Source organism: Streptomyces sp. NPDC014995 (genome assembly GCF_043080745.1).
Taxonomy (GTDB): domain Bacteria; phylum Actinomycetota; class Actinomycetes; order Streptomycetales; family Streptomycetaceae; genus Streptomyces.
Window position 1 is genome coordinate 57,187 of record NZ_JBIBVX010000002.1, and the last position, 25,707, is coordinate 82,893.

24 protein-coding genes, 2 tRNA genes and 1 other RNA gene are annotated in these 25,707 nt (G+C 73.2%); 13 read left to right on the forward strand and 14 right to left on the reverse strand.

Features of this window, described 5'->3' with window-relative positions; translation table 11 throughout:
• Positions 1 to 35: 35 nt before the first annotated feature.
• The 4 genes from ACF1A1_RS04620 to ffs all read right to left on the reverse strand — a co-directional run bounded on the left by ACF1A1_RS04620 (position 36) and on the right by ffs (position 6,441).
• On the reverse strand, positions 36 to 1,976 hold the full coding sequence (locus ACF1A1_RS04620) for a hypothetical protein (RefSeq protein ID WP_391646366.1): 1,941 nt from the start codon (positions 1,974 to 1,976) through the stop codon (positions 36 to 38).
• Between the two features lie 380 nt (positions 1,977 to 2,356).
• Positions 2,357 to 3,610, reverse strand: coding sequence for a phosphoribosylamine--glycine ligase (purD, locus tag ACF1A1_RS04625; protein ID WP_391645419.1), 1,254 nt, complete (start codon positions 3,608 to 3,610; stop codon positions 2,357 to 2,359).
• Between the two features lie 159 nt (positions 3,611 to 3,769).
• On the reverse strand, positions 3,770 to 6,220 hold the full coding sequence (locus ACF1A1_RS04630; RefSeq protein WP_391645421.1) for a DNA polymerase III subunit gamma and tau: 2,451 nt from the start codon (positions 6,218 to 6,220) through the stop codon (positions 3,770 to 3,772).
• 122 nt (positions 6,221 to 6,342) lie between these two features.
• An RNA gene (gene ffs, locus ACF1A1_RS04635) (signal recognition particle sRNA small type) lies at positions 6,343 to 6,441 on the reverse strand.
• A 72-nt stretch (positions 6,442 to 6,513) separates the two neighbouring features.
• Here ffs and ACF1A1_RS04640 point away from each other — a divergent pair.
• Positions 6,514 to 6,601 (forward strand) — tRNA-Ser (locus ACF1A1_RS04640).
• A gap of 211 nt (positions 6,602 to 6,812) precedes the next feature.
• Here the strand turns inward: ACF1A1_RS04640 and ACF1A1_RS04645 are convergent.
• Positions 6,813 to 7,511 (reverse strand): restriction endonuclease, encoded by a 699-nt coding sequence (locus tag ACF1A1_RS04645; RefSeq protein WP_391645423.1) that lies wholly within the window; start codon positions 7,509 to 7,511, stop codon positions 6,813 to 6,815.
• A 391-nt stretch (positions 7,512 to 7,902) separates the two neighbouring features.
• The gene (locus ACF1A1_RS04650) at positions 7,903 to 8,694 is read right to left on the reverse strand and encodes an Fpg/Nei family DNA glycosylase (RefSeq protein WP_391645425.1); all 792 of its coding nucleotides are present in this window, start codon (positions 8,692 to 8,694) and stop codon (positions 7,903 to 7,905) included.
• Between the two features lie 319 nt (positions 8,695 to 9,013).
• On the opposite strand from ACF1A1_RS04650, the gene ACF1A1_RS04655 reads away from it, so the two are divergent.
• A complete protein-coding gene (locus ACF1A1_RS04655; RefSeq protein ID WP_391645427.1) occupies positions 9,014 to 9,907 on the forward strand; it encodes a phosphorothioated DNA-binding restriction endonuclease in 894 nt (297 codons plus the stop codon).
• A gap of 11 nt (positions 9,908 to 9,918) precedes the next feature.
• On the opposite strand, the gene ACF1A1_RS04660 is transcribed toward ACF1A1_RS04655, so the two are convergent.
• The 5 genes from ACF1A1_RS04660 to ACF1A1_RS04680 form a co-directional block, all read right to left on the reverse strand.
• Positions 9,919 to 11,862, reverse strand: a complete 1,944-nt coding sequence (locus ACF1A1_RS04660; RefSeq protein ID WP_391645429.1) for a copper resistance CopC/CopD family protein — start codon at positions 11,860 to 11,862, stop codon at positions 9,919 to 9,921.
• A gap of 217 nt (positions 11,863 to 12,079) precedes the next feature.
• Positions 12,080 to 13,150, reverse strand: a complete 1,071-nt coding sequence (locus ACF1A1_RS04665; RefSeq protein ID WP_391645431.1) for an SDR family NAD(P)-dependent oxidoreductase — start codon at positions 13,148 to 13,150, stop codon at positions 12,080 to 12,082.
• Complete coding sequence (locus ACF1A1_RS04670) at positions 13,147 to 13,620, reverse strand: cupin domain-containing protein (RefSeq protein WP_391646368.1); 474 nt, start codon at positions 13,618 to 13,620, stop codon at positions 13,147 to 13,149. The genes ACF1A1_RS04665 and ACF1A1_RS04670 overlap by 4 nt, the downstream gene beginning before the upstream one ends.
• Before the next feature lie 14 nt (positions 13,621 to 13,634).
• Positions 13,635 to 14,228 carry a GNAT family N-acetyltransferase gene (locus ACF1A1_RS04675; RefSeq protein WP_391645433.1) on the reverse strand — a complete coding sequence of 198 codons (594 nt, stop codon included), beginning with the start codon at positions 14,226 to 14,228 and terminating at the stop codon, positions 13,635 to 13,637.
• The gene (locus tag ACF1A1_RS04680) at positions 14,221 to 16,479 is read right to left on the reverse strand and encodes a penicillin acylase family protein (RefSeq protein ID WP_391646370.1); all 2,259 of its coding nucleotides are present in this window, start codon (positions 16,477 to 16,479) and stop codon (positions 14,221 to 14,223) included. The genes ACF1A1_RS04675 and ACF1A1_RS04680 overlap by 8 nt, the downstream gene beginning before the upstream one ends.
• A gap of 139 nt (positions 16,480 to 16,618) precedes the next feature.
• On the opposite strand from ACF1A1_RS04680, the gene ACF1A1_RS04685 reads away from it, so the two are divergent.
• From ACF1A1_RS04685 to ACF1A1_RS04715, 7 genes are all read left to right on the forward strand, one after another.
• Positions 16,619 to 17,341, forward strand: a complete 723-nt coding sequence (locus tag ACF1A1_RS04685; RefSeq protein WP_391645435.1) for a siderophore-interacting protein — start codon at positions 16,619 to 16,621, stop codon at positions 17,339 to 17,341.
• Positions 17,342 to 17,366: 25 nt separating this feature from the next.
• Positions 17,367 to 17,963: an HhH-GPD-type base excision DNA repair protein gene (locus ACF1A1_RS04690; protein WP_391645437.1), complete on the forward strand. Its 597-nt coding sequence runs from the start codon at positions 17,367 to 17,369 to the stop codon at positions 17,961 to 17,963.
• Positions 17,964 to 18,009: 46 nt separating this feature from the next.
• Positions 18,010 to 18,699, forward strand: coding sequence for an HdeD family acid-resistance protein (locus ACF1A1_RS04695; RefSeq protein ID WP_391645439.1), 690 nt, complete (start codon positions 18,010 to 18,012; stop codon positions 18,697 to 18,699).
• A gap of 66 nt (positions 18,700 to 18,765) precedes the next feature.
• Positions 18,766 to 19,083: a hypothetical protein gene (locus ACF1A1_RS04700; protein ID WP_391645441.1), complete on the forward strand. Its 318-nt coding sequence runs from the start codon at positions 18,766 to 18,768 to the stop codon at positions 19,081 to 19,083.
• 70 nt (positions 19,084 to 19,153) lie between these two features.
• Complete coding sequence (locus ACF1A1_RS04705) at positions 19,154 to 19,288, forward strand: hypothetical protein (protein ID WP_391645443.1); 135 nt, start codon at positions 19,154 to 19,156, stop codon at positions 19,286 to 19,288.
• 224 nt (positions 19,289 to 19,512) lie between these two features.
• On the forward strand, positions 19,513 to 19,809 hold the full coding sequence (locus tag ACF1A1_RS04710; RefSeq protein ID WP_004943146.1) for a type II toxin-antitoxin system VapB family antitoxin: 297 nt from the start codon (positions 19,513 to 19,515) through the stop codon (positions 19,807 to 19,809).
• 289 nt (positions 19,810 to 20,098) lie between these two features.
• A complete protein-coding gene (locus ACF1A1_RS04715; RefSeq protein WP_391646372.1) occupies positions 20,099 to 20,713 on the forward strand; it encodes a LytR C-terminal domain-containing protein in 615 nt (204 codons plus the stop codon).
• Between the two features lie 31 nt (positions 20,714 to 20,744).
• Here ACF1A1_RS04715 and upp read toward each other — a convergent pair whose 3' ends face one another.
• Positions 20,745 to 21,380: a uracil phosphoribosyltransferase gene (upp, locus tag ACF1A1_RS04720; protein WP_391645445.1), complete on the reverse strand. Its 636-nt coding sequence runs from the start codon at positions 21,378 to 21,380 to the stop codon at positions 20,745 to 20,747.
• 142 nt (positions 21,381 to 21,522) lie between these two features.
• On the opposite strand from upp, the gene ACF1A1_RS04725 reads away from it, so the two are divergent.
• From ACF1A1_RS04725 to ACF1A1_RS04740, 4 genes are all read left to right on the forward strand, one after another.
• Positions 21,523 to 21,717, forward strand: a complete 195-nt coding sequence (locus ACF1A1_RS04725; RefSeq protein WP_391645447.1) for a hypothetical protein — start codon at positions 21,523 to 21,525, stop codon at positions 21,715 to 21,717.
• A gap of 315 nt (positions 21,718 to 22,032) precedes the next feature.
• Positions 22,033 to 22,569, forward strand: a complete 537-nt coding sequence (locus ACF1A1_RS04730; protein ID WP_391646373.1) for a hypothetical protein — start codon at positions 22,033 to 22,035, stop codon at positions 22,567 to 22,569.
• 86 nt (positions 22,570 to 22,655) lie between these two features.
• On the forward strand, positions 22,656 to 23,087 hold the full coding sequence (tadA, locus tag ACF1A1_RS04735) for a tRNA adenosine(34) deaminase TadA (protein ID WP_391646375.1): 432 nt from the start codon (positions 22,656 to 22,658) through the stop codon (positions 23,085 to 23,087).
• Positions 23,088 to 23,151: 64 nt separating this feature from the next.
• Positions 23,152 to 23,236 (forward strand) — tRNA-Ser (locus ACF1A1_RS04740).
• Between the two features lie 869 nt (positions 23,237 to 24,105).
• On the opposite strand, the gene ACF1A1_RS04745 is transcribed toward ACF1A1_RS04740, so the two are convergent.
• Both ACF1A1_RS04745 and ACF1A1_RS04750 read right to left on the reverse strand, forming a co-directional pair.
• Complete coding sequence (locus tag ACF1A1_RS04745) at positions 24,106 to 25,341, reverse strand: tyrosine-type recombinase/integrase (RefSeq protein ID WP_391645449.1); 1,236 nt, start codon at positions 25,339 to 25,341, stop codon at positions 24,106 to 24,108.
• An 83-nt stretch (positions 25,342 to 25,424) separates the two neighbouring features.
• Positions 25,425 to 25,658, reverse strand: a complete 234-nt coding sequence (locus ACF1A1_RS04750) for a helix-turn-helix domain-containing protein (protein ID WP_391645451.1) — start codon at positions 25,656 to 25,658, stop codon at positions 25,425 to 25,427.
• Between the last annotated feature and the right edge of the window lie 49 nt (positions 25,659 to 25,707).

Genomic DNA, 25,707 nt, shown 5'->3' on the forward strand with positions numbered 1-25,707 from the left:
CGTTGGTCGTGGTCGCCTCGGTCGTCTCGGTCGCGTCAGCCGAGGCGTACCGGCTTTTCCGGACGTATCCCCAGCTCCACCAGCCAGCTGCGGAGCGGGGCCGCGTCGCCGTCCTCGACCAGGCTCAGCACGCGGGGCGTCAGGTCGGTCACGCGCTCGCCGTCGACGAGGAGGGTCGGGCCGTCGAGCCAGTCCAGGCCAGGGGTGGCTCCCACGGTGTCCATCGCGGCGCAGCAGACCATCGCGGTCACGTGGTCGGTCAGCAGCTCGCGGTCCGTGCGCGGGGGCTGGAGGGGGAAGAGCGGGAGCATGCCGCCGTCCCACGGGACCGCCGTGTCGTGGCCCTGCCCGGGCGCCGGGGGCCCGGCGGGTGCGGGCGCCGGGGGCGCCGTCTCGGTCTCCTCCCGGGCCAGTTCCGCACCGAGACGGGCGGCCAGGGCGGCGCTGCGGGGGTTGGGGGCGGGCTCTTCCTCTTCGTCGGCTGCGGGAGAGCGGGAAGTGGCGGGTGCGCCCGTACTGGCGGGGGTGACAGGCGCAGTGGCGGGTGCCGTGGGCGGGGGTGGGGAGGCCTCCGGAGTGGGGGCGGAGCCCTCGGTGACGGTGGGGGTCTCCGGGGTGGGCGTCTCCGGGGTGCGGGCGGGGGTCTCCGGGGTGAGGGTCGGAGGCGGGCGGCGGCCGTCCCAGCCGGGAGCCGTGCCCTCCGCGCCCGTCAGGTGGTCCAGCACGCGGGCCAGGGTCGGGCCGTCGGAGGTCCGGGCCGCCGGGTCGGGGATGCGGCGGACGCCCAGGGCGTCCAGGACGCGGTGGAGACGGGCCGCGTCGGTGCGCCATTTGCGGTCCACGACCTCGTCCGGGTACTCCCGCCAGTCCACGGGAGACCAGTCCGGGCCGGACCCGGCGGGACCGCCGTGGAAGAGGCGGGCGGCGAGCAGGGAGGCGGCCTCGTCGACCGTGCCGGGCTCTTCGAGAAGGTCGCAGGCGGGGCGCTCGCCGAGCCGCGAGGCGAAGCCCTCGGCCAGGCGGTCGCGCCGGGACAGTTCGGTGAGGGCGGCGACGACGCCCGCGTCCAGCCGGGACGGCCAGCGGCCCATCCGCCAGGCGGGCAGCGCCACGCGCGTGAGGAGACGGTCCCAGCCCGCGTACGCCAGCCCCACCTGCTCCTGGGCGACGATCCGCAGACCGTAGTCCACAGCCTGTGCACGCTCGGCGGCCGCCGCGGCCACTCCCCGCTCCATCTCCGCCGCATGGACCTGGCAGCCGCGCAGCAGCAGCCGCGCGACCCAGCCGATGCCCGCACAGACCAGACGCACGCCGGGACAGCGGCCGCGGTCGGCGGAGACGGCCAGCGCGGCGTCCAGCCCGCGCACGAAGCGCCGGGCCGCGGCTATGTCGGGGTGCGCCGAGGGTCCCGTACCGGCGACGACCGGCGCGAGGACGGCGCGCAGCTCGCCCACCCGCATCCACCACAGGAACGGGGAGCCTATGACCAGCACGGGCGCGGTCGGCGTACGGCGGTGGAGGGCCCGGCCCGGCCCGGCTATCTCGTCCGGGTCCCGGGGTGCGGGCGGGCCGTGGGCCGGATGGGCGCGGTCCTCCAGCCAGCTGTCGCAGTCGGGGGTGAGCGCTATCGCGGACGGCGCCGGGACGTCGAGCCGGTCGGCGAGGTCGCGCACCAGCCGGTACAGGTCGGGGGCCGCGCCCTCGGCGATCGCGACCGTGGGGCTGACGGCGGGGCGGGCCCGGGCGACCACCAGGGCGATGACGCCGGCGGCGACCAGCACGAGGAGCGCGAGCACGGACACGGCCCAGCGGGCGACGTCCCAGCCGGGACCCACCAGGTGCCCGGAGGAACCACCCGCCAGCAGGATCACGGCGGTCGCCGCGGGCAGCAGCGCGACCGCGAGCGCCCGGCTGCGGATGCGCAGCACGGCCAGCGCACGGGCCCGCGCGGCCTGCGCGCCCACCTCCATTCCCATACCGGTCACGTCCGGACCTCACCGCCTCCCCGCAGTGCTGGCTGTGTCGACTCTCCTGGTCTTGCTCACTCCCCCACTGTGGCACCCGCCGCTGACATCGCAATGCCGGTGGGCCAAGTGCCGGAACGCTTGCGCGGCACCCTAGTTGGCCCCTCGCCCCCCGTCAGCCGGATGGGGCAGCGCTCACTCGATGGAATGGCTTTGGGGAAAGGTGGATGACCGTGGGCAAGGGAAAGGCCCCGGATTCCATGGGTGATTCCCTGCTGGATCCGGGGCCTGGAAGGCGCCTGCAAGAGGCTTGGAGGGGGTTGGAGGCGGCTCGGGGGGGTTGCCCGCTGTGGGAGGTGCGGTGCCGTCGGGAGCGGGAACCAGGGGGCGCGCTACGCCCCCGCCGCCGCCTTCGCCGCGATGTCCGTACGGTGCTGGGAGCCGTCGAGACCGATGCGCGCGACCGAGCGGTACGCCCGCTCGCGGGCCTGCGTGAGGTCCTTGCCGGTCGCGGTGACGGAGAGGACCCGGCCGCCCGCGCTGACCACGGCGTCGCCGTCGCGCTTGGTGCCGGCGTGCAGGACGTAGGCGTGCGGGGCGTCCTCGGCGGCCACCTCGTCGAGGCCGGTGATCGGATCGCCGGTGCGCGGGGTGCCGGGGTAGTTGTGGGAGGCGACGACCACCGTGACGGCCGCCTCGTCGCTCCAGCGCAGGGGCGCGAGGTCGGCGAGGTTGCCGGTGGCGGCGGCCATCAGGACACCGGCGAGCGGGGTCTTCAGACGCGCCAGCACGACCTGGGTCTCGGGGTCGCCGAAGCGGGCGTTGAACTCGATGACGCGCACGCCCCGGCTGGTGATCGCGAGACCGGCGTAGAGCAGCCCCGAGAAGGGCGTGCCGCGGCGCTGCATCTCGTCGACGGTCGGCTGGAGCACCGTCTGCACGACCTCGTCGACCAGCTTCGGGTCGGCCCAGGGCAGCGGGGAGTACGCCCCCATGCCGCCGGTGTTCGGGCCCTCGTCGCCGTCGAGCGCGCGCTTGAAGTCCTGCGCGGGCTGGAGCGGGACGACCGTCTCGCCGTCGGTGATCGCGAAGAGGGAGACCTCCGGGCCGTCGAGGAACTCCTCGATGACGACGCGCTCGCAGCCCGCCGCGTGCGCCTTCGCGGCCTCGATGTCGCTGGTCACGACGACGCCCTTGCCGGCGGCCAGGCCGTCGTCCTTGACGACGTACGGGGCGCCGAAGGCGTCGAGGGCCACGGCCACCTCGTCGGGCGTGGTGCAGACGTAGGAGCGGGCGGTCGGGACGCCGGCCGCGGCCATCACGTCCTTGGCGAACGCCTTGGAACCCTCCAGCTGCGCGGCTTCCCCGGAGGGGCCGAAGACGGGGATGCCCGCCTCGCGCACGGCGTCGGCGACCCCCGCGACGAGGGGGGCCTCGGGACCCACGACCACGAGGTCGGCGCCGAGCTCCCTGGCCAGCGCGGTCACGGCCCCGCCGTCCAGGGCGTCGACCTGGTGCAGCTCGGCGACCTCGGCGATGCCGGCGTTGCCGGGAGCGCAGTGCAGCGCGGTGACGGCGGGGTCGAGGGACAGTGAGCGGCACAGGGCGTGTTCGCGGGCGCCGCTGCCGATGACGAGGACGTTCACGGGAGTCAGCCTAGCTGGCGTCGGCCGGAAGTCTTTGTGCGGGCTTCCGAAGGGTGGGGGTCGAGGTGTTCGTAGCTTTCTCCGAAGAGAGGTGGGGTACGCGGTGCCACCGCTCCTGGGGCCGGCGCGGGCTGGGCCTACTCGTTGGGCAGGCTGGGCCTACTCGTTGGTGAACTCCTCCACCACCGTCGCCCCCAGCTCCCGCACGATCAGTTCGCGACCGGAGAGAGCGGACTCGTTGAGGTCCGGGTCGTCGTCCTCGGGGATGTCGTCCTCGAGGGCCACGTGTTCCGGGGCCGACGATCGCTGGGCGGAGGCGGGGGCGGATGCCGCCGGGGGCGCGGATCGGCCCGGGGCCGGGCTGGGGGCGGCGGGAGCGGACGAGGTCGCGGGCTGGGAGGTCGTACCGCCACCGCCGTGACCACCGGTGCTGCCGTATCCACCGGAACTGCCGCCACCGGACGTGCCGTAACCGCCGGAGTTGCCGTAACCACCGCCAGGGGAGCCGCCTCCGCCGAAACCGGAGGGGGCGGAAGGACCGGGGGAGCCGCCGAAGCCGCCGGCCGGCGGGGGTGCCGAGCCGCCGGACGGATCGACGGTCGCGTCGATCTTCCACTGGACGTTGAACTGCTCGGCCAGCGCCTGTCGCAGCACGTCCTCGCTGCCGCTGCTCGCGAAGTTGTCACGGGCGCCGGCGTTGACGAAGCCGAGTTGGAGGGTTGTGCCGTCGAAGCCGGTGACCTGGGCGTTCTGGCTGAGCAGGATCCAGGTGAAGCGGCGGCGGTTCTTGACCGCCTCCAGGATGTTGGGCCAGAGCATGCGGGGGTCGAGGCCGCCGACGGGAGGCGCGTACGGGGCGGCCGGTCCGGTCGGTGCGGGGCCGGCCGGGGATGCGGCGGGCGGGGCCGCGGGGGTCGCCTGCGGAGACGACGCCGGAGACGACGCCGGGGGGCGGGCCCCGCCGCCCGCGGGCGTGGCCGTGGGCCAGCCGCCGGGTCGGCGTCCGCTGCCTGCGGCGGTGGCGGTGGGCCAGGCACCGGGGGCGGGGGCCGAGGGGGTTGAGGGGGTTGAGGGGGTTGAGGGGGTTGAGGGCACGGAGGGGGCCGAGGGGGCCGGGGCTGCGTCGGCCGGCGCCGAGGCCGCGGCCGGAGCGGGGGCAGGGGCAGGCGCAGTGGTGGCCGGGGGCTGTACGGGCGCGGGCGCCGGGGCCGGCGCCGGCGTCGCGGGCGCGGGAGGCGCAGCGGAGGCGCCCGAGGCTGCTGCCGGGGTTGCGGGTGTTGCCGGGGTTGCCGGGGTTGCCGGGCCCCGTACCGCCGCCCGGGCGGCTGCCGCGCCGCCTCCGGGTGGGAGCGGCGCGCCCGCGGCGGGAGCCACCGCCGCTCCCCCGTGTGCCTCGGGTCCGGGCACGTACCCCATGGGCGGCATGCCGGCGGCGGCGCCCGCGGAGAAGTTCACGCCGCGCTCGATGCGGTCGAGGCGGGCCATGACGGACCGCTCGTCGCCGTACGCGGCGGGCAGCAGGACGCGCGCGCAGATCAGCTCGAGCTGGAGGCGGGGCGAGGTGGCGCCGCGCATTTCGGTGAGGCCTTCGTTGACCAGGTCGGCGGCGCGGCTCAGCTCGGCGGCGCCGAAGACGGCGGCCTGGGCCTGCATCCGCTCGATGACGTCGGCGGGGGCGTCGATGAGCCCCTTCTCGGCCGCGTCGGGAACGGCGGCGAGGATCACCAGGTCCCGCAGCCGCTCCAGCAGGTCGGCGACGAAGCGTCGCGGATCGTTGCCGCCCTCGATGACGTGGTCCACGACCTCGAAGGCGGCGGCCCCGTCGCCGGTGGCGAAGGCCTCGACGACGGAGTCGAGCAGCGAGCCGTCCGTGTATCCGAGCAGGGAGGTGGCCATGGCGTATGTCACACCGTCCGCCCCGGCGCCGGCGAGCAGCTGGTCCATGACGGACATGGAGTCACGCACGGAGCCGCCACCGGCGCGCACGACGAGCGGCAGGACACCGTCCTCGACGGGGATGTCCTCCTTCTGGCACACCTGGCCGAGGTACTCCCGGAGGGTCCCCGGCGGCACCAGCCGGAACGGGTAGTGGTGGGTCCGCGACCGGATGGTCCCGATGACCTTCTCGGGCTCGGTGGTGGCGAAGATGAACTTCAGGTGCTCCGGCGGCTCCTCGACGACCTTGAGGAGCGCGTTGAAACCGGCCGACGTGACCATGTGGGCCTCGTCGATGATGTAGATCTTGTAGCGGCTGCGGGCGGGCCCGAAGAAGGCCTTTTCCCGCAGGTCACGGGCGTCGTCGACACCGCCGTGCGAGGCGGCGTCGATCTCGATGACGTCGATGGAACCCGGCCCGTTCCTGGCCAGGTCCCGGCACGAATAGCACTCCCCGCACGGGGTCGGCGTGGGCCCCTGCTCGCAGTTCAGGCACCTGGCCAGAATGCGCGCGCTGGTCGTCTTGCCACACCCACGCGGCCCGCTGAACAGGTACGCGTGATTGACCCGGTTGTTCCGCAGCGCCTGCTGCAGCGGGTCGGTGACATGCTCCTGCCCGATGACCTCGGCGAACGACTCCGGGCGATAGCGGCGGTACAGCGCGAGAGACGACACGCATACGAGGTTATAGGCGCCCGCTGACAACCGGCCCCGCCCGAGCCCGCCCGGCGAACCCACCCCGGGGCAGTCGTCCAGGGACAGCCACCCCAGGCCCACACCCTGCGTAAGCCCCCGGGAACGCAAGCGCCCCCCACGCACCCGCCAGAGCCGACCTACCCTTGCTGCCTTCCGGCCCTGGGGGAGTTCAGTCAGATAGCGCCGCGTGAGGGGCTGCGCCCAGGTTACCCGATGCCAGGGGCAGGGAACGAGTTCGCGAGCACTCCTCTCGGTCATGTAATGTTTCCGGCGGAGGATTCGCCTAGAGGCCTAGGGCGCACGCTTGGAAAGCGTGTTGGGGGCAACCCCTCACGAGTTCGAATCTCGTATCCTCCGCCAGTGCCTCACCGGGCACGATGTCGAAGGGCCCCACCGTTCGCGGTGGGGCCCTTCGTCGTTGTCCGTCTCGCTTGTCCGTCTCGGTTGCCCGTCTCCGTTTCCCTCTCGGGTGGCTGGGTCGCGACGGTGTGGCGAGCGTCATGGAGGGGATGCCGCCGCTGAAGAGCAACAGGCCCGTCTGCTGGGGCAACGGCAGGACGGCTTACTTGCCCTACGCCTGCTTCCACCGGGCCCGGTGGCGGGAGTCGCCCTGTCCCTGACCGTTCACCGCGCTCAGGGACAGCAGGGAGGTCCCGTTGTTCCACAGCCCGAGGTGATCGCGGTGCACGGCGAGGATTCCGTGCCGCAGCGCGAAGTTCTCGGAGGGGCGGCTGAACCGCGTGGTCGTCACGAACACGGCCAGGTCGGCGTCGAAGTGCACCTTGGCGCCCAGCAGATCGCGCAGCTCACGGCTCGCGATCGTGCTGGTCGGGGCGTAGCGCTTGCACTGGATCACCATGCTCCGGCCGTCCGGGAGGCGGCCGACGACGTCGGCGCCGTTGTCGTTCGCACCGCCCACCCGCCGGACGTCGGTGCACCCGTCCCGTCGGCAGAGACCCGCGACCAGTTCCTCGAACTCGGTGCCGGTCATCGCGTCCACCTCGGCGAGTGTCCGGTGACCGGCCTTCACCGCCTCTTCGTGCCGCCACATGCGGTCCCGGCCGCGCAGGAACCGGTCCGTCCGCCACAGCCACCACCCTGCCGCCGCGACACCGCCGAGGAGCATGGCCGCCGTGAGGTACGGCCATACGACCGACCAGAACACCACCAGCAGGACCAGCACCAGGCCACCGCCGACGGCCACCGCCCTCAGCCGCGCCACCCGCCGCCGGCGAGCGGCCGCACCCCGTCCACGTCCACGTCCAGCCACGCTCGAAGCCCCTCCCCCGACAGTCCGTGTACGGCAGTCTGAGCAGCCCTGGGCAGTGCGAGAAGGGCGCGAGTCGGCCATGGCCGGTTTCGGATCGGATCGCATCGCATGGCGTCGGATCGCGTCGTATCACCGGATTCGGATCCCATCCCATCCCATCCCATCGGATCAGCGGTCGGCGGGTCGGCGGGCGGCGAAGAACTCGTTCCAGGTGGTGAGTGACCGGGGTTCGGTGAGAGGGGTTCGGTGTCGGCCGTGCCGTACGGGCTCAGTGGGTGAAGGCCGTACCGGCCAGGGCCGCGTGGACGGGCCTGCCGCCCAGGATGCTCAGGAGCGCGTTGTGGCGCCAAGGCGCAGGCCGCCACCCCGAAGGCGCCGTCGGACGCGGTGCTCAGGACCCGTCCGGCTGGCACCCTGGGCACCACACCGTGCTGCGGCCCGACATGCGGGACCGGCGTAGCGGGCCGCCGCAGCGCGGGCAGGTCGGGGCCGGGTCGTCGCGGTGGCCGGTCAGCCAGGAGTCGCGCGGCGGGACGCAGCCGGCGGTGACCGCGGAGCGCAGTGTGCGGCGCATGTGGGTGTAGAGGCGACGGCGTTCGGCCTCGGTGAGATCGCTCGCCCGGTCGGCGGGGCGCAGCTTGGCGCGCCACAGGATCTCGTCGGCGAGCAGGTTGCCGAGTCCGGCCAGGACGGACTGGTCGGTGAGGACGGTCTTGACCCTGCCGCGGTGTGAGGAGAGCGCGGCCTCGAACTCCGCGCGGTCCACCGCCATCGCGTCGGGGCCCTGGTCGGCCAGCAGCCGTGCGACGTCGGAGTCGTCGGCGGCCAGCCAAAGACCCTGGAGCTTGCGCTGGTCCCGGTAGCGGAGCTGGCGGTCGCCGCCCACGGTGAACAGGACGCGGTCGTGGGCCTCGACGGCGTCGTCGGGGCGTGCGCAGACCAGTCGACCGGTCATGCCGAAGTGCAGCATGAGGGTCGGGCCGTCGCCGGTACGGGCCAGCAGCCACTTCCCGTGCCGCTCCGGCTCGGTGAAGCGCCGGCCTTCCAACGCGTCCCGCAGCCGCCGCCCGCTCACCCCGTGCAGGACACCCGTGTCCCGCACGTCGACACGCTGGATGACCCTGCCCTCGGCGCAGGATTCGAGCACCTTCCGGAACCCCTCGACGTCCGGCAGCTCAGGCATGGCGAACGCCCCTCGGCGCGCCGCGGGGGCGGCCGTCGGCGCCGTTCACGACGGGAACGGTCAGGTCCATGAGGCCTCCTCCCGACGGATGCCACGCGGTGCGCGGTGCGCCGCGTGCGGTTCGGTGCGATTCCGCGGCGAATGCGATGCCTGGTGAGCGATGCCCGCGGTGCGCATTCATACGGTGAGATGCGTTTCGTGCGGTGAGACGCGTTTCGTGCGGTGAGAGCGTGCCTCTTCACTCCACTGATCTCATGCATTCCCCGTCCCCGCACTCCGAGCCCGCCGCGTGGGCGGGGCGTCACTACGATCGCCGGTCATGGACTGGCTGGAGCGCGTCACCAAGCTGAGGCAGTGGACCGGGAACGGGGTGCGCGCTCCCCACAAGCCCCTTCTGCTCCTGTACGCCCTCGGACGGTTCCAGGAGGACGCCGACGGCGAGTTGCGGTACACCGCGGTGGAGGAGGACCTGAAGCGGTTGCTGGCCGAGTACGGGCCCGCCAACAGGACCTCACCCGCCTACCCCTTCCACCACCTGGTCAGCGACGGGGTGTGGGAGGTGCGTACCGACCGCGGGCCCGGCAGTCCCGGCACCGGGATACTGCGGCTGCGCGCGGCGGGCGCTGCGGGACGGCTCGCACCGGAGCTGCGCGCCGCGCTGCGGCGTGATCCCTCGCTGCTCGGCAGGATGGCGCGCGCCCTGCTCGACCTGCATTTCCCACCGTCGCTCCACGGCGAACTCTGCGAAGCCGTGGGGCTCGAGCTGGAGCTCGCGGAGACCGCGCCGGTGGCGGCCGGCCGGCGGCAGCGGGACCGGCGGATGCGGGAGCTGGTGCTGACCGCCTACGAGTACCAGTGCGCGTTCTGCGGCTACGACGGGAGAGTCGGCGCGATGCCGGTCGGGCTGGAGGCCGCGCACGTGCGCTGGTGGGCCTTCGACGGACCCGACGCCGTGGACAACGGGCTCTGCCTGTGCGCACTGCACCACAAGCTGTTCGACAAGGGTGTCCTGGGCGTCGGCGACGGTCACCGCATCCTGGTCTCCCAGCGCTTCGTCGGGCGGAGCGCGGCCGCCCGTGAGCACGTGACCTCCCTGGCGGGCCGTCGGCTGCTCGGCCCTCAGCCGGGTACGCCGCCGGTCGCGGCCGCCCACCGGGCCTGGCACACCCGGCAGGTCTTCCACGGCATCCCTCGGCCCGCCGCCGTCACCTGAAACCGCCGCCCTCAGCGCACGATCGGCACCGTCGCCGTCTCGCTCACCTGGTCGATCTCCGTCGTCCGGACCGTGACCTTCATCTCCCAGTCGCCGGGGATGGGCAGGTTGACGGAGGTCGCGCTCCAGTAGCCGCCGCGATCGGTGACCTTGGCGTCGAGCGGGCCGATGTCCTGGCTCGGCAGGGTGAAGGACAGACGCAGCTCGGGGATGCTGATGAAGCCGCCGTCGGGGCCGTAGACCACGGCCTGGACGGAGTTGGCGCCGACGCGGCCGGGGTCGAGGGTGATCTGGACCTTGCCGCGGATGCCGGGGGTGCCGGGGACGCCGGTGTCGAAGGGGACGGTGGTGACGGAGGCGACGGGCAGGCCGGTCGCCTGTTCGGCGATCGCCGCCTCGGCCTCCGCGCGGGCCGGCAGGGTGCCGGTCAGGACGGTCGTGAGGCCCAGCACCACCACCGAGACGACGACCTCGGCCAGGACGGAACGGCGCAGGGCGCGGCGGTGGGCGTCCTCGGCCGGCGTGAGCGGCGGGTCGGCGGCCGGGGGTTCGTCCGGCAGCGCGGGGCCGCCCACCGGCTGCGGGACGCGCTGCCGTACCGGTGCCCGGTTCTTCATGCCTGCGTCCACGGTCGCCTTCGCCTTCGCCTTCTCCGTCTCCACCGCCGTCATGGTTCCCTCCCTCGTCGTTCCTTCCGCCGTCGTTCCTTCCGTCCTGCCTTCTGCTGCCGTCCGTTGCGCCGTGGTGCCTTCCGTCCTGCTTTCTGCCGCCGTCCGTTGCGCCGTCGTGCCTTCCGCCTCCGCTCTCGCCAGTCGTCCGGTCCAGCGGCGGGACTGCGCCCCCGCCGCCAGCAGCAGCGTCACCACGGCCAGCTTGGCGAGCAGGAGCCGGCCGTACGTCGTGTCGGTCAGCGCGTCGAGGGAGCCGAGCCCGCGCCAGGACTGGTAGACGCCGGTCACCGCCAGGACGGCCACCGAGGCGGCGGCCAGCCGGGAGAAGCGGGCGGCCACGCTCGCCGGGAGGGCGCCCCGGTGGAGGAGGGTCAGCAGGGCCGTCAGGCCGCCGAGCCACGCCGCCGTCGCCAGCAGGTGCAGCACCGAGGACGTCATCGCGGCCGGGACCTGGATGCCGGCCGACGCGTGCTCGGCCGCGGCCCAGGTCAGGGCCAGGCCCACCGCGAGGACGGCGCCGACGGCGAGGGTCGGGCGGGAGACCCGCTCGCGCCCGCGCTGTCGTACGAGGAGGACGGCGGCCACCGCCAGCAGGGCCAGCCGCACCACCAGGGCGAGGCCGGGGCGGCCGGACAGGGTGCTGGTCAGGCCCGACGGGTCGAGGGCCTGCGACGGGCCCGTCCCCGTCTCGTAGGGGGCGCGGAGCAGGAGCAGGAGGACGGTCGAACCGGTGAAGACCGACCAGCCCACCACCAGCGGCCTGCGCAGGGGACGCACGTCCGTCGGCCGGCAGACGGCGACGAAGACCGCCGTGCCGATGAGCAGGGCCGCCGCGCCGTACGCCAGATAGCGGCCGATCTTGTAGAGGCTGGCGGTGGCCGGGTCCTCGACGGAGCCGGTGGGCAGGGGAGCGCGGGTCGCGGACGGTTCGCCCACGGAGAAGGTGAAGGCACCGGCGATCGGGTGGCCGTCCTCGGACACCACCCGCCAGGCCACCGTGAAGGTGCCGGTGCCGAGCTTCTCGGGCAGGGTGGCCCGCGCGGTGTCCGCCCGGCCGTCCGCGTGCCGCGCCCTGCCCGTGTCGACCCGTCGGTTGTCGGGGTCGAGGACGCGGAAGGAGTCGTCGAGCAGGCCGACGGACTCGGTGAACGTCAGGGTGATGCTGCGGGGAGCGGTGCCGACGACGGATCCATCGGCGGGGTCGGCACCGCGGAGGGCGGCATGGGCCGACGCCCGGCCCGCGCCTGTGAAGAGGAACAGGACCAGCAGGGTGCCCAGCAGCACCAGCCCTTGAAGTCGCCGGCCACCGCGTCGTGCGGGACCTGCGGCGCCGGCGATCCCTGAGGCAGCTGCGGTCCCTGAGGTCGCTGTGCTCTTCGTGGCCCGGATTCCCCCTGAGGTACCGCCTCGTCGTCCGTCATCGCGCCCCTCGCTCACGTCACCGCTCCGTACCTCGGACTCGTGTGCTCGGGAGTACGTACGGACAGGGGCCCGGTCCTGCTCACCACGTCGTCCGCGCGGACACCCCGCCGTCCACCACGAGGTCGTGACCGGTGATCCAGGAGGCGAGCGGTGAGGCGAGGAAGACGCAGGCGTCGCCGACGTCCTCCGGGCGGCCCAGCCGACCGACCGCGACCGCCTCCCGCCACCGCCGCACCCCGTCGGGCCAGGCCTCGGCCAGACCCTCCCGTTCGATCAGGCCGGGCGAGACGGTGTTGACGCGGATGCCCCACGCCCCGTACTCCCGTGCCGCCGCGCGGGCGTGCGCCACGACCGCCGCCTTCGAGGCGGAGTAGTGGGCGTGCCCCTCGGCGGGCATCCCGGCCTCGACCGAGGCGATGTGAATGACGGCGCCGCCCCGCCCGACGCCCTGGCCGGTGCCTGGCCCGACGCCCGGCCCGACACCCTGGCCGCCGCCCGGTCCACCGCCCGGCCCAACACCCGACTCCACGCCCTGGCCGCCGCCCGGTCGGATTCCCGGCCCACGGCCCGGTCCACCACCGGATCCCATGCCCTGGCCGCCGCCCGATCGGACTTCCGGCCCAAGGCCCGGTCCACCGCCCGACCCCACGCCCTGGCCGCCGCCCAGCCCGCCGCCCGGCCCGACTCTCAGCCCGCCACCCCGCACGGCGCCCGACGCACCGCCCGACCCGCCCCCCACCTCTCCGCCCCCGCCCCGCATCACCTCGGCGGCCGCCTGTGTGCAGGCGAAGACGCTGGTCAGGTTGGTGTCCACGACCGTCCGCCAGTCCTCCGCCGTCATCGCCTCCAGTCGCTGCACGGGCTGCACGCCCGCGTTGTTGACCAGGGTCGTCAGCCGCCCTCCGCCCCACTCGGCGGCCTCCCGCACGAGCCGTCGGCACTCGTCCGGGCGGGACAGGTCGGCCCGCAGGACCACCGCCCGGCTCCCGGACTCGGCGACCCGTCGGGCGAGTTCACGCGCCGCCTCCACCCCCGTACGGCAGTGGAGCGCCACCTGGGCGCCCTCCTGCGCGAACCGCAGCGCGATCCCGCGGCCGACTCCGCCGCTCGCTCCCGTGATGAGGGCCACCTGGCCCGCCAGCAACGTCATGGACGGCAGAGTTCCCTGATCAGCGCGGCCCGGTCCGGGTGACGCGCCGTGAGGTCGGCCGCGTCGCCGTGTTCGTAGTCCCCGTAGGTGAAACCGGGGGCCATGGTGCAGCCGAAGAAGGTCCACGCGCCGCCCGCGGTCACCCGCGCGCCCATCCAGGTGCGCGCGGGGACGGTGAGCTGCGGCTGCTGCCCGCCGAGGACGTCCGGGCCCAGCACCGCCGTCCGTGAGGTGCCGTCGGGGGCGAGGAGAAGCAGTTCCAGCGGGTCGCCGAGGTAGAAGTGCCAGACCTCGTCGGTGGGCAGCCGGTGCAGGGCCGAGAAGTCGTCCGCGGTGAGCAGGGCGACGATCGCCGAGCCCTCCGGGCGTCCGTCGGCCCGCTCGGGACCCGCCCAGGTACGGCGGAACAGTCCCCCCTCACGGGGGATCGGCTCCATCCCGTAGTGGGCGACGAGGGCTTCGGGGGTCACCGGACCTTGGGCAGTCACCCGGGGAAGGCTACCTCCCGCCGCAGGAACGCCAGTTGGGCCTTCTTCTCCGGCAGGTACACGTCCGGCAGGTCGATCTCCGGCAGCGTGACGACCGGCCCGGCCTCGAAGCCGTGCCGGAGGAAACGCGCGACCGCCTTCTCGTTGCGCACGTCCGGATCCACCACGATCCGCCGCCGGCCCAGCCCCACCAGCACGTACGACGTGAAGGCGCCCAGCAACGCGGCCGACCAGCCCGTCCGCGCGCCCTCCGCGCCGGCCGGCGCGAGGAGGACGTGCACGCCGATGTCGCCGGGCTCGACCTCGTAGCACTCGCCGACCCGGTCCTCCGTCGGCTCGTACGTCTGGAGCAGGGCGACCGGGGTGCCGTCCAGTTCGGCCAGGAAGGCGTGGTGGGTGTCGAGGCCGGCCATATGGGCGTAGATCTCGGCGACCTGGTCCCTCGTCAGGCCGTTCATGCCCCAGAACGCGGCCCGTTCCTCGCTCACCCACCCGTGGACGACGTCCGCGTCGCCCTCGGCGTCGAGGGGCCGGATGCCGACGGTGCCGAAGCCGTCGAGCACCTGTTCGTACACGTGCGGGTCAGACATCGCTCTCCTTCTCCAGGTGCGCCCAGTCCGTGACGACCGGGGCCAGCTCGCCCCTGAGCCAGAGGGGGAGCTGGTCGTGGTGGTGGGGGCTGTCGGGGTGGCCCGAGGCGCCATGGGGGACGACCCAGCGGCTGTTCTCGCGGCGGGCCAGGTCCCACACGTAGCGGGCGGCCGGGCCGCGGGCGGCGAGGTCGGTCCGGCCGGGCACGGCCGTGGTGCACAGTACGCAGTCGTGGTCGCCGGAGACGGCCGGGGCCTCCTGCGCGGGGTCGGGCAGGGCCCGCCAGGGAACCAGGCGGTGGGTGTCGCCCCAGCGGGCGGCCGGCTGCCCGGCGACCTCCTCCACGGCCTCCCGGACCAGGGCGGACCGGTCGATGCCGTACAGCTCCTCGGCGCGCAGCAGGTGTTCGAGGGCGAAGCCGACGCGGGTGACCAGGTCCAGCCAGGGCAGGAGGACCTCGGGGTAGGCGGGCGGGGTGGTCAGCGCGGCGAAGGCCGGCTGGGCGGCGAGGCGGCGGACGAGCGCGCCGCGCAGGGCCGCGAACCGCGCGGCCTCCCGGCTGTCGGCGTCCATGTGGCGGTTCCAGCGCAGGAGGCGGTCACGCAGCTCGGCCGCCGGGCCGGTCAGGTCGTCGAGGGCGGCGAGGTGGTCCAGCAGGGGGGCGGCGGACGCGAGACGGGTGTCCGTGTGGATGGCGGGCATGTCGTCGGCGGACCACTCCCGGCGTTCCGCCAGCAGTTCCCGGATGCGGTCGGCGCGGTGCGGCGGGGCGAACTCGACGCCGAGCGGGGCGGCCGGGCCGCGCTGGTTGGCCATGACCGCGATGCCGTCGGTCAGTCCGGCGCGGGGCATCTCGTGCCAGCCGGTCCACTCGTGGCCGGGCTCCCAGGCGGGGACGAGCCGGATGCGGTTGGCCTCGGCGCGGACCGGGACCCGGCCCGCGACCCGGTGCAGCAGGCCGCCCTCGGTGTCGGCGGCCTGGACGACGTTGACCGGCTCGGTCCACACGTCGAAGGCACGGTCGACGTCGGCCACCCGGCGGGCGCGCAGCAGCGGGAGCAGGGCGCTGAAGCCCAGGTCGCCCGTGACGCGGGGCGGGTAGCGCAGGGCGAGGGCGAGGGGGGTGCCGTCGTCGAGGCCCTCGGGCCCGCCGGCGATCACCGGTCCGCGCTCGGTCTCCAGCACCTCGACCTCCACCGTCTCCTCTCCCGCCACGCGGACGAGTTCGGTGTGCCGGGCGACCCGCCGCCAGGTGCCGTCCGGTCCGAGGGCCTCGACACCGGCGCCGGTGCGGCGCAGCCGTTCGCGGTAGAGGTCCTGGTAGTCGGCCATGGCGTTGGTGATGGCCCAGGCGACCGTGCCGGTGTGGCCGAAGTGGGCGATGCCGGGGACACCGGGCACGGCGAGCCCGACGACGTCGAACTCCTCGCAGGCCAGCCGGATCTGCTGGTAGACGCCGGGGTCCTCGATGAAGCGGTGGGGGTCACCGGCGATGACGGCCTGCCCGGTGCCGGTGCGCTCGCCGCCGACCAGCCAGCCGTTGCTGCCGGAGGTGCCGGGTCCGTCGGTGGCGAAGAGGCCGACGGCCTCGGGGCCGAGGTGGCGGACGGCCTCCTCGCGCCACAGCTTGGCGGGGAAGCCGGCGAAGAGGATGTGGGTGGAGAGCCAGACGGCGAGCGGGGTCCACGGCTCCCACCGGCCCGGGGCGAGCCCGACGCGGAGGAACTCCGGGGCGGGGCCGCCCTGCGGACCTGCCGGGACGCCACGGACGGCCCGCTGCGCCTCCGGGGAACCACCGCCCACGGCCCCGCACGGATCCGGGGAACCACCGCCCACGGCCCCGCGCGGATCCGGGAGAACGCTGCCGACGGTCCCGCCCGTGCCCTCGCCGTCGGTCCCGCCGACGTCCTCGTTCACGGTCCGGCCCGTGTGGACGTTGACGGTCCGGCCCGTGTGGGCGTTGACGGCGCCGGCGGTCCCCGCCAGACCCTCGTTGACGCCGTCGACGTACGCTCGCACCCAGTCGGCGGTCTCCGGGTCGCGCTCCTCCAGCGTGGCGAAGCAGCGTCGGGCCGTGTCGTCGAGGCGGACGCGGCGGGCGAAGCGGTCCCAGGGGAGGGCCTCGGGGCCGAGGAAGGACGCCGACGTGCCGCGGGCGCGGTGCCGTTCGACCTCCAGTTGCCAGGCCCGGTCGCGGGCGGTGACCAGCCCTTGGAGGCGGGCGAGTTCGAGGGCGCTGCCGGCGCGCAGGTGCGGGATGCCCCAGGTGTCCCGGAAGACACCGTCAGGTCTGTCGGTCTCGCTCGTCACCCCTGTGACCCTTCTATTCTTTAGGTTAGCCTTACCTAATCAATCGGTCCAGGAATCGTACGCGAGAGGTGAACAGGCCATGGCGCAGGGGCGGGGCTGGGAGGGCGCGGTCCTCAGGTTGATGCGGGCGAAGGACTTCACCCTCACCGTCACCGGCGGCGAGGACGTCACCCCGCACTACCGCCGGCTGCACCTCACCGACGGCGGCCTGCTCGCCGCGACCGGCGTCCACCCGACGATGTGGGTCCGGCTGTGGTTCACCGACGCCGACAGGCCGCACCAGCGGGCGTATACGCTGGTCGACCCCGATCCGGCGGCCGGCACCTTCTCCCTGGAGTTCGCCCTGCACGAGGGCACCGCCAGCGACTGGGCGCGGGCGGCCAAGCCCGGCGACACCATCGAGGCGACCGTCCAGGGGACCGGCTTCGAACGGCCCCGGCCCGAGCCCTCGCACGTCTTCGCGATCGTCGACCCCGCGTCGCTGCCCGCGCTCAACTCCCTGCTCGAGGAGTTCCGTTCCTCGCCGGTGACGGTCTGGTACGAGGGCTCCCCCGACGGCCTGCCGTTCCGCACGGCCCCGGCCCTGCACGAGGTGCGCCACGTGCCCCGGCGGGACTCCGGCGCGCACCTCGTCGCGGAGGTGCGCAGGGAACTCCCGGAACTGCTGAGGGCCACCCCGGACCCGTACGTCTGGATCACCGGCGACACGGCCACCACCCGCGCCCTCGCGTCGTACGTCCGCAAGGACCTGGGCGTTCCCCGGCAGCGGGTGCACGCGCTGGGGTACTGGCGGGCGGCCTGACGCCGCACGCGGCATGATCGGAGTCATGGACGTCACCCTTCACCTCGCCCAGGATCCCGAGGCCGACGCGCTCCTCGGGCGCTCCCCGCTCGCCGCGCTGGTCGGGATGCTGCTGGACCAGCAAGTGCCCATGGAGTGGGCGTTCAAGGGACCCCGGACGATCGCCGACCGGCTCGGCGCGGACGACCTCGACGCGCACGAGATCGCCGCGCAGGACCCGGAGGCCTTCGCCACCCTGCTCTCGGAGAAGCCGGCCGTGCACCGCTACCCGGGCTCCATGGCCAAGCGCATCCAGCAGCTGTGCCAGTACCTCGTCGAGCACTACGACGGTGACGCGAGCGCCGTCTGGGACGGCGTCGGCACCGGCCGCGAACTGCTCGAGCGACTGGAGGAACTGCCCGGCTTCGGCAAGCAGAAGGCCCAGATCTTCCTCGCCCTGCTCGGCAAGCAGCTCGGCGTGCAGCCCAAGGGCTGGCGGGAGGCGGCCGGTGCCTACGGCGAGCAGAAGTCCTTCCGCTCCGTCGCCGACATCACCGGCCCGGAGTCACTGGCGAAGGTCCGGGCCCACAAGCAGGAGATGAAGGCGGCGGCCAAGGCCAAGAAGCAGACCTCAGCCGGTTGACCCGTCCCGGGTGGCGGGTGGCTCGGGCCCGGTCCGAGCATGGATCATGACCGAGCCACCGACCGGCTCCCCCTGGGGTCCGGAGTACGACGACCGCAAGGTCCACGCCCACCACTCCCCGGCCACGGCCCCGGCCGCCGCCCCGCCGCACGGCCATGAACCCGAGCCGCCCATCGAGGGCCCTTTGCACGCCCTGTCCCGCGCGGCCTGGCAGATCCTCCTGGCCACCGGGATCGCCTCGCTGGCCCTCGGCATCCTGGTCCTCGCCTGGCCGGGCGCCTCGCTGTTGACGGCCGGTGTCCTCTTCGGCGTCTATCTCGTCATCAGCGGCGTCTTCCAGCTCGGGGCGGCCTTCGGCACCCACAGGACGACCTCGCTGCGCGTCCTGGCCTTCGTCAGCGGCGCCCTGTCACTGCTGCTGGGCCTGTTCTGCTTCCGCGGCCCGATGCGGTCGGTCCTGCTGCTGGCCCTGTGGATCGGCATCGGCTGGCTGATCCGCGGCATCACCCAGACCCTGGCCGCCGTCTCCGACCGGGGCATGCCCGCGCGCGGCTGGCAGATCCTCCTCGGGGTCGTCACCTTCGTCGGCGGGGTCGTGCTGATCGACTCGCCGTTCGAGTCGGTCGCGGTGCTCACCCTCGTCGGCGGGATCTGGCTGGCGTTGGTCGGCGTCGCCGAGATCGTCACCGCGGTCCGCATCCGCGGCCGGGCCCGGCAGGTCCCCCGCACCCTGTGAGCCGAACGGGCGATTCTCGCGCCCACCGTGCTGAACGCCCAGCGTGTCGCGGGGAAATGACCTCCTATGAGCAGCACACGAAACCTCCCGCTCGGCCACGCCTGGCTACGGGTCGTGGTGCTGCTGCTCGCCGTCCTCGTGCCGGTCGTCCCCGCCGGGCCGGCCCCGACGCCGTCCGTGGCCGCCGAGATCATCGAGTACGACACCCTGGACACGGCCCTGCGGCCCGCCCCCGGCACCTCCCACCGCGCCGTCGCACCGCCCCCGCGCTCCACGCCCCGCCCGCAGCCGCCACCCGGCCTCCCCCCGGGGCGTCCCCTCCCGACGCCGCCCGGGCCGCCGTACGCCCTGGACGCCCTGCGCACCGTCGTCCTGCGCTGCTGACCGCCCCTCGCGAAGAGGCCGGCCAGTACAACGCAACGAACACGCGAAGGAACATGCGAGGGAACCAGCCATGCCCACCGATCCATACGCCGTCCTGCGCGCCCTGCTGCGCGCGGAGGCCGTGCGCAACGCGCCGAAATCGCAGATGAAGGCCACCGACGAGGAGAAGCCGCAGCCGGTCCGGAAGAGCGACCGGGGCCGCTGACACGCCGGCGGAGGCGACGCCACCGCCTCCGCCTCGCGGCAACGAGAGGCGACTCGCCCCGTGTCCACAGCCTGTGTACGGCGCCTGCCGGACGGAAGGGCACCGCCGACAGCCCGCCCGGGCAGCCCCTCGTTCCCGTTTCGCCCCGTTCATTACATCTTTTCCAACGTCACACTCGGTCGCCATGGCTGCGCCCGGAACGTCTGGACCGGTAGGCTTTCCGTGTGATCTTCAAGCGCATCGGAAACGGCCGGCCGTACCCCGACCACGGCCGGGAAAGCACCCGGCAGTGGGCGGACGTCGCGCCGCGCCCGGTCCGCCTCGATCAGCTGGTGACCACCAAGCAGCAGCTCGACCTGGAAACACTCCTCGCCGAGGACTCCACGTTCTACGGCGACCTCTTCGCCCACGTCGTGAAGTGGCAGGGCGACCTCTACCTGGAGGACGGCCTCCACCGCGCGGTACGAGCCGCGCTCCAGCAGCGACAGGTACTGCACGCGCGCGTCCTGGAACTGGACTGAGGGACGGCAGGGCCGGGCGACGGCAGGGCCGGGCGACGGCTGGGCCGGGGGAACCGCGCGGCCGAGCGGCGACTGCTCCTGCGCCGTGCCGCTCGACCGGTTTCCTGCGCTGATCCCCGAACCGACCGGTCCGACCTCAGCGCGGCCTCCTTCACCGGCACCGACACCACCGACCCGGACACGGGTTGACCCTTTCGGGTGCTACTGAGGGGTGTCGAATGATCATCTAGTAGGCATGTTCGCCCGGGCGCACTACGCTGCGTTCATGAGCATGCTGACTCCCCCCGGCATGGGCGGCAAGTACCGGATCACAGGGGACAAGTACCCCCGGATGCGCCCGTCCCGGCGGCGTGGCCGGCTGGTGGTCGTGGTCGTCGCCTGTGGTGCCGTCCTCGGTGTGGCCGGCTGGGGGACGCTTCAGCTCATCGACGTCTTCACCGGCGGCGGGGGCACGGCCTCGGCGGCCGGATCGAAGACCTGCTCGGTCAAGGCGAGCCCCGCGGCCACCGTCCCACCGGCGGCGCTGCCCAAGCCCGCGCAGATCACCGTGAACGTCTTCAACGCCACCACCCGCAGCGGCCTCGCCAAGACCACCGCGGACGAACTCCGCAAGCGCGGCTTCAAGATCGGCGAGGTGGGCAACGCGAGCGCGCAGTACGACAAGAAGGTCCCCGGCACCGGCGTTCTGCTGGGTCCCGCGTCCTCGCTCAACACGTCGCTGCCCGTCCTCGCCACCCAGCTCTCCACCGCCGAGCGCCGCACCGACGCCGCCCGCACGGGCACCGCGATCGACCTGATCCTCGGCAACGGCTTCCAGGCGCTGACCAGCCAGGCGGACGCCACCAGGGCACTGACCGCCCTGACCGCGCCGCGGCCCGAGGCGACCACGAAGAAGGACTGCTGAGAGAGAGCCGCCGGCGCTTCGGCGGCAGCGTCTACTCGGCCGCCCCGTACAGCCGGTCGCCCGCGTCGCCCAGGCCGGGGACGATGTAGCCGTGCTCGTTGAGATGGTCGTCGACGGCCGCCGTGACGACGGTGACCGGGGTGCCGGCCAGCTCGCGCTCCATGATCTCGACGCCCTCCGGGGCGGCCAGCAGCACCACCGCGGTGACGTCGTCGGCGCCGCGCTTGATCAGCTCACGGATCGCCGCGACCAGCGTGCCGCCGGTGGCCAGCATCGGGTCCAGGACGTACACCTGGCGGGCGGAGAGATCCTCCGGCATGCGCGTGGCGTACGTGGAGGCCTCCAGCGTCTCCTCGTTGCGGATCATGCCCAGGAAGCCCACCTCGGCGGTCGGCAGCAGCCGGACCATGCCGTCCAGCATGCCCAGGCCGGCCCGCAGGATCGGCACCACCAGCGGGCGCGGGTGGGAGAGCTTGACGCCGGTCGTCGAGGCGACCGGGGTCCGGATGTCGACCGCCTCGGTGCGCACGTCACGCGTGGCCTCGTAGGCGAGCAGGGTGACCAGCTCGTCGGCGAGACGGCGGAAGGTCGCGGAGTCCGTGCGCTGGTCGCGCAGCGCGGTGAGCTTGTGGGCGACCAGGGGGTGGTCGACGACGTGGAGACGCATGCCCACAACAGTAACCGGGCCGAACCCGCCCGGTGTCCGCACACACGGTGATCCTCTCCCCCTCGATCGGGTTGGGCCGTTCGCTGGCATCAAACCGCCCGACGGAGGGAAGGTGGGGAGGACGGACCGGGGTGGTGGACCAATGCCTGACCTGCCAGACCGCGCGACGTCGAAGGCGGACGAGACGCCGGAGACGGACGCCGAGCGCCGTCGGCGACGCGCCCAGTTCCTGCGCGAACTCGCCGAGGCCCGCGAGCTGCGCGACCGCGTCCAGCCGCGCCGGGCGAAGACCGCCCGCCTGCGGCACGCGATGCGCATGCGAACGTTCCGCTGGTAGCCCCCCGCCCGTGACCCGGACGGGGAAGATCGCCGACGTCGCGGGCGTTGCGAGGGGTGGGCGTGCGTGGACGGACCGGAAAGCCGCGTACGATCCCGCTCGTGGCGGCAACGAGTGCGCTGGTGAGTTGCTTGTGGACCTCCGTACCGACCCGCGATCAAAACAGCCGGACACAGGGAGCCGAAGACGTCCCCTGAACGCCTTGTTTCTGCCACGATTCCGAGTGGGTGGGGCTCGGAGCACAGCTCTCTCCACCCGTAACCTCCGCCGGGGGGACCCCCAACCGGCACGCCTATGACCAGTGGGAGAGTCACGGTGTACTTCGCCGCACTGCTCGCGCGCACCGAAGACGGGTGGGAAGCGAGCGACACAGAGCTCGACGATGTGGAGACCCTGTCGGATCTGGCCGACCTGGCCCGGGAAGCCTCTCCCGACGAGGACACGGTGCTCGTGCTGATCGAGCAGGAGGACTCGTGGTTCGGCGTGGTCCGCGTCGACGGCGAGGAAGACCCTCGCATCTTCGTGTCCGACGCCGCCGCTGCCGCCCGCAGCTCGTACGGGGAGATCCTGCTCACCGACGAACTGCTCGGCCGGGACGGGGACGCCGGTGACGACCTCGACGCCCTCGACCTCGACGGCACCGAGGACGGCGAGGACGACGACGACGCCGCCGACGCCGACGTCGACGCCGGTTCCGCCGCCGAGGCCGTACCGCACGGCCCGGTCGGTGACGCCGCCATCCTCGACGACCTCGGCGTCAGCGAGAAGGAGCTGAAGTCGCTGACGGAGGACGCGCTCACCGAGATCGCCGAGGCCCTGGGCGCCTCGGAGGTCCTGGAGACCGTCCGCTGACCGCACCCGAGCCGGGTCGGACGCCCGAGGCCGCCGAGACGACCTCCGTGGCCCCCGACCCCGTACGTGACCGCTGGCGGGCCGCGATGCGGCTCGCCCTGGAAGAGGCCGTCCGGGCCGCCCGTGGCGGGGACGTCCCCGTCGGGGCCGTCGTGCTCGCCGCCGACGGCACGACCGTCCTCGCGACCGGCCACAACGAACGCGAGGCCGGCGGTGACCCGACGGCCCACGCGGAGGTCCTCGCGCTGCGGCGGGCCGCCGCGAAGGTCGGCGAGTGGCGGCTGACCGGCTGCACGCTCGTCGTCACGCTGGAACCCTGCACGATGTGTGCGGGTGCCCTCGTCCAGTCCCGTGTGGACCGGGTCGTCTACGGCGCCCGCGACGACAAGGCGGGTGCGGCCGGCTCCCTCTGGGACGTCGTCCGCGACCGCCGGCTCAACCACCGGCCCGAGGTGATCGAGGGCGTCCTCGCGGACACGTGCGCGGCACTGCTCACCGAGTTCTTCCGCTCCCGCTGAGTTGCTCCCCTCCCGCTGAATACCGATTTCAAAGCAGGGCCCCCCGTGCTGTAAGGTCTCCCTCGGTAGCGTGTCCGAGCGGCCGAAGGAGCTCGCCTCGAAAGCGAGTGTGGCGCAAGTCACCGAGGGTTCAAATCCCTCCGCTACCGCAGGTAGAAGGGGCGCCCGACTGATCCAGTCGGGCGCCCCTTCGGCGTCCCGTCTCACTTCCCGTCTCAGTCACTCCGCACAGAGGCCTCACATCGCCTTTCCGCGGAGCTGTCTGGCCGTGTTTGGCAAACCGGCCCACACCCGATCCACGCGCCCCATAGGCTGCCGCTGGGATGGCCGTACGCCATGTCCATCAGCCCCCAGATCACGTCCCGTGCCCGTCACGGACGGGCCCCGATCCGGAGGTGACCGATGGAAGGCAAGAAAGACGGACAGCCCCCCTCCGAGCCGACTCGGAAAACCGAGGACGAGAAGGAGGAACGAAAGAAGGGCCCAAGCTGGGCCGCGGGCTCGTTCGCGCTCAACCTGTGGCGCACTTGGCGCGACTGGTGGAACAACGGTGAGTAACCGCAACCTCAGCTCAGGCCCTCTTCCCAGAAGGACTGCGTAAGCAGTCCAGTCCTGCCGTAAGGCAGGCCGACGCGTCACAGCCCGACGCGTCGGAGGAGGCCGCACGCCGAATGGCGCTGCGGCCTCCGTCTTTGGGGAACAGCGTCTAAGTGAAGTAAGACACCGGCTTGGTGGCGGGTCCAATGCCGGGCTGCGCGGGTGTTCCTCTGTTCGGGTCCTCTCTGGTGCTCTCCAGAGATCTACTGCAACCAGTGTCCTGGCGGGAGACACGAAGTTTGCATCGTCAGAGTAGCGGTCCTTCCTCCCTTGCGAGGGAGGAAGGACTCACAAAGTTGCCTCCCGGGCCGCGCTCCCGCGACTCATCCGTGAGTCAAAATGCGGCTCTGACCTTTAGGAATAGGGGGGTCCGTGAGTCGTTTCACGCACCCCTGGGTAAGTCGCGAGCTGCCCCACAGTGTCAGCGTCCAGTGCTCTCGTCTGCCGACCAGATGAGGCCGTCGACCTGCCGGGCGACATCGCTACGGACGGAGTCGACCATGTGCTGGTACCGCGCCGCCATGGCGGTGGTCGACCAGCCCATGAGCCCCATGACGGCGCGCTCGGAGACTCCAAGGATCAGCAGGACCGTGGCGGCGGTGTGCCGAGCATCGTGCAACCGGCCGTCTCGGACCTTGGCGTCGTCAAGCAGTTCCTTCCAGTCGTCGTAGTCCGTCCGGGGGGATGTGCCCCGTCCGGTCGGCGTAGCGAAGAGCCATCCTTCGTCCGCCCAGGCTGCGCCGGCCGCCGTCCGTTCGGCCTGTTGCTTGGCCTGGTGGATGCGCAGCAGGTCTACGAGTTGTGAGGGAAGCCCCACGGCCCGCCGTCCGGCGCGAGATTTCGTGTCGGCCGTCTCCGGATTCGTCCGCTGACGCTGCGGGCAGTACCCGGCCTTCCTGCCGCAGGTGTCCCCGCACCCGTGGGCGTAGCGCGGTCGGCGGCGACTCCGACGGACCATCAGGACGCCTCGGGCCAGGTCCACATCCGCCCACTTGAGTCCGAGGGCTTCGCCCTGGCGAAGTCCGAGGGCGAGCGCGACGGCCCACCGTGCGGAGTTCCGGCGGTCGTCCGCCGCGCGCAACAGCCGCTGCACCTCTTCGACCGTGTACGGCTCGATCTCCTCTTCGCTGACGCGCGGGGCCTTGGCGAGCTGGACGGGGTTCCGGGCGAGGTGGCCGCGCCGTACCGCTTCGTTCAGCGCGGTGCGGAATGTGCGGTGAATCTGGTGGATCGTCCCGGCCTTACGGCCGTCGGCCACCATGCGCCCGTAGAAGTTCTCGATGTACTCGGGCTTCAGCTTGTCCAGCCGGTGAGCACCGAGGGCGGGGATCAGGTGCTTCCGTACGGCGACGCCGTACCCGACCATCGTGTTCTCGTTGACGGCGAGCGGGGCGATGTTCTCGATCCAGTGGGTAAGCCACGTCTTGACGGTCCAGGGGCGGCCCGCCTTCCGGATGGTCTTTGCGTCGCGCTGCTGCTCCAATTCCCGGACGGCGGCGGTCACCTCCGCGCGGGTCTTGCGTTCGACGTGGCGGCGGTCGGGCTTGCCGTCATCGCGGACGCCGACGGTCACGCGGCCGTGCCACTTGCCGTCACTGCCCTGGTAGATGGAACTGCGGCCATTGGGCTGTCGGGTGCGCTTCTTGTCTTCCGCCACTGGCGGACTCCCTTGGGGTTGAGGCGAGCGAAAACGACCGGAGCGCCACCCCGCGTGGGCGGCGCTCCGGTGAGAGGGATCGGTCAGGCCGCCTGCTGCTCAGCGCGACGGCGGGCGAGGTAGGCGGCCGGGGCGTCGGCGGGGACGCGCCTCAGTCCGCCGACCATCAGGGATTCCAGCTCCCCGGTGCGGATGAGGGAGAAGCAGGTGGTCCGGCCTATCCGGAGGCAGCGGGCGGCTTCTTCGACGGTCAGGAGAACGGGGGGCGTGCCGTTGACCTCAGCGAGAGGCGCGGTGTCCACGATGGCGATGCTCACGTGGGGTCTCCTCTGGGTTGGTCCTTCGGGGGTACCTCTGAGGGCCGCT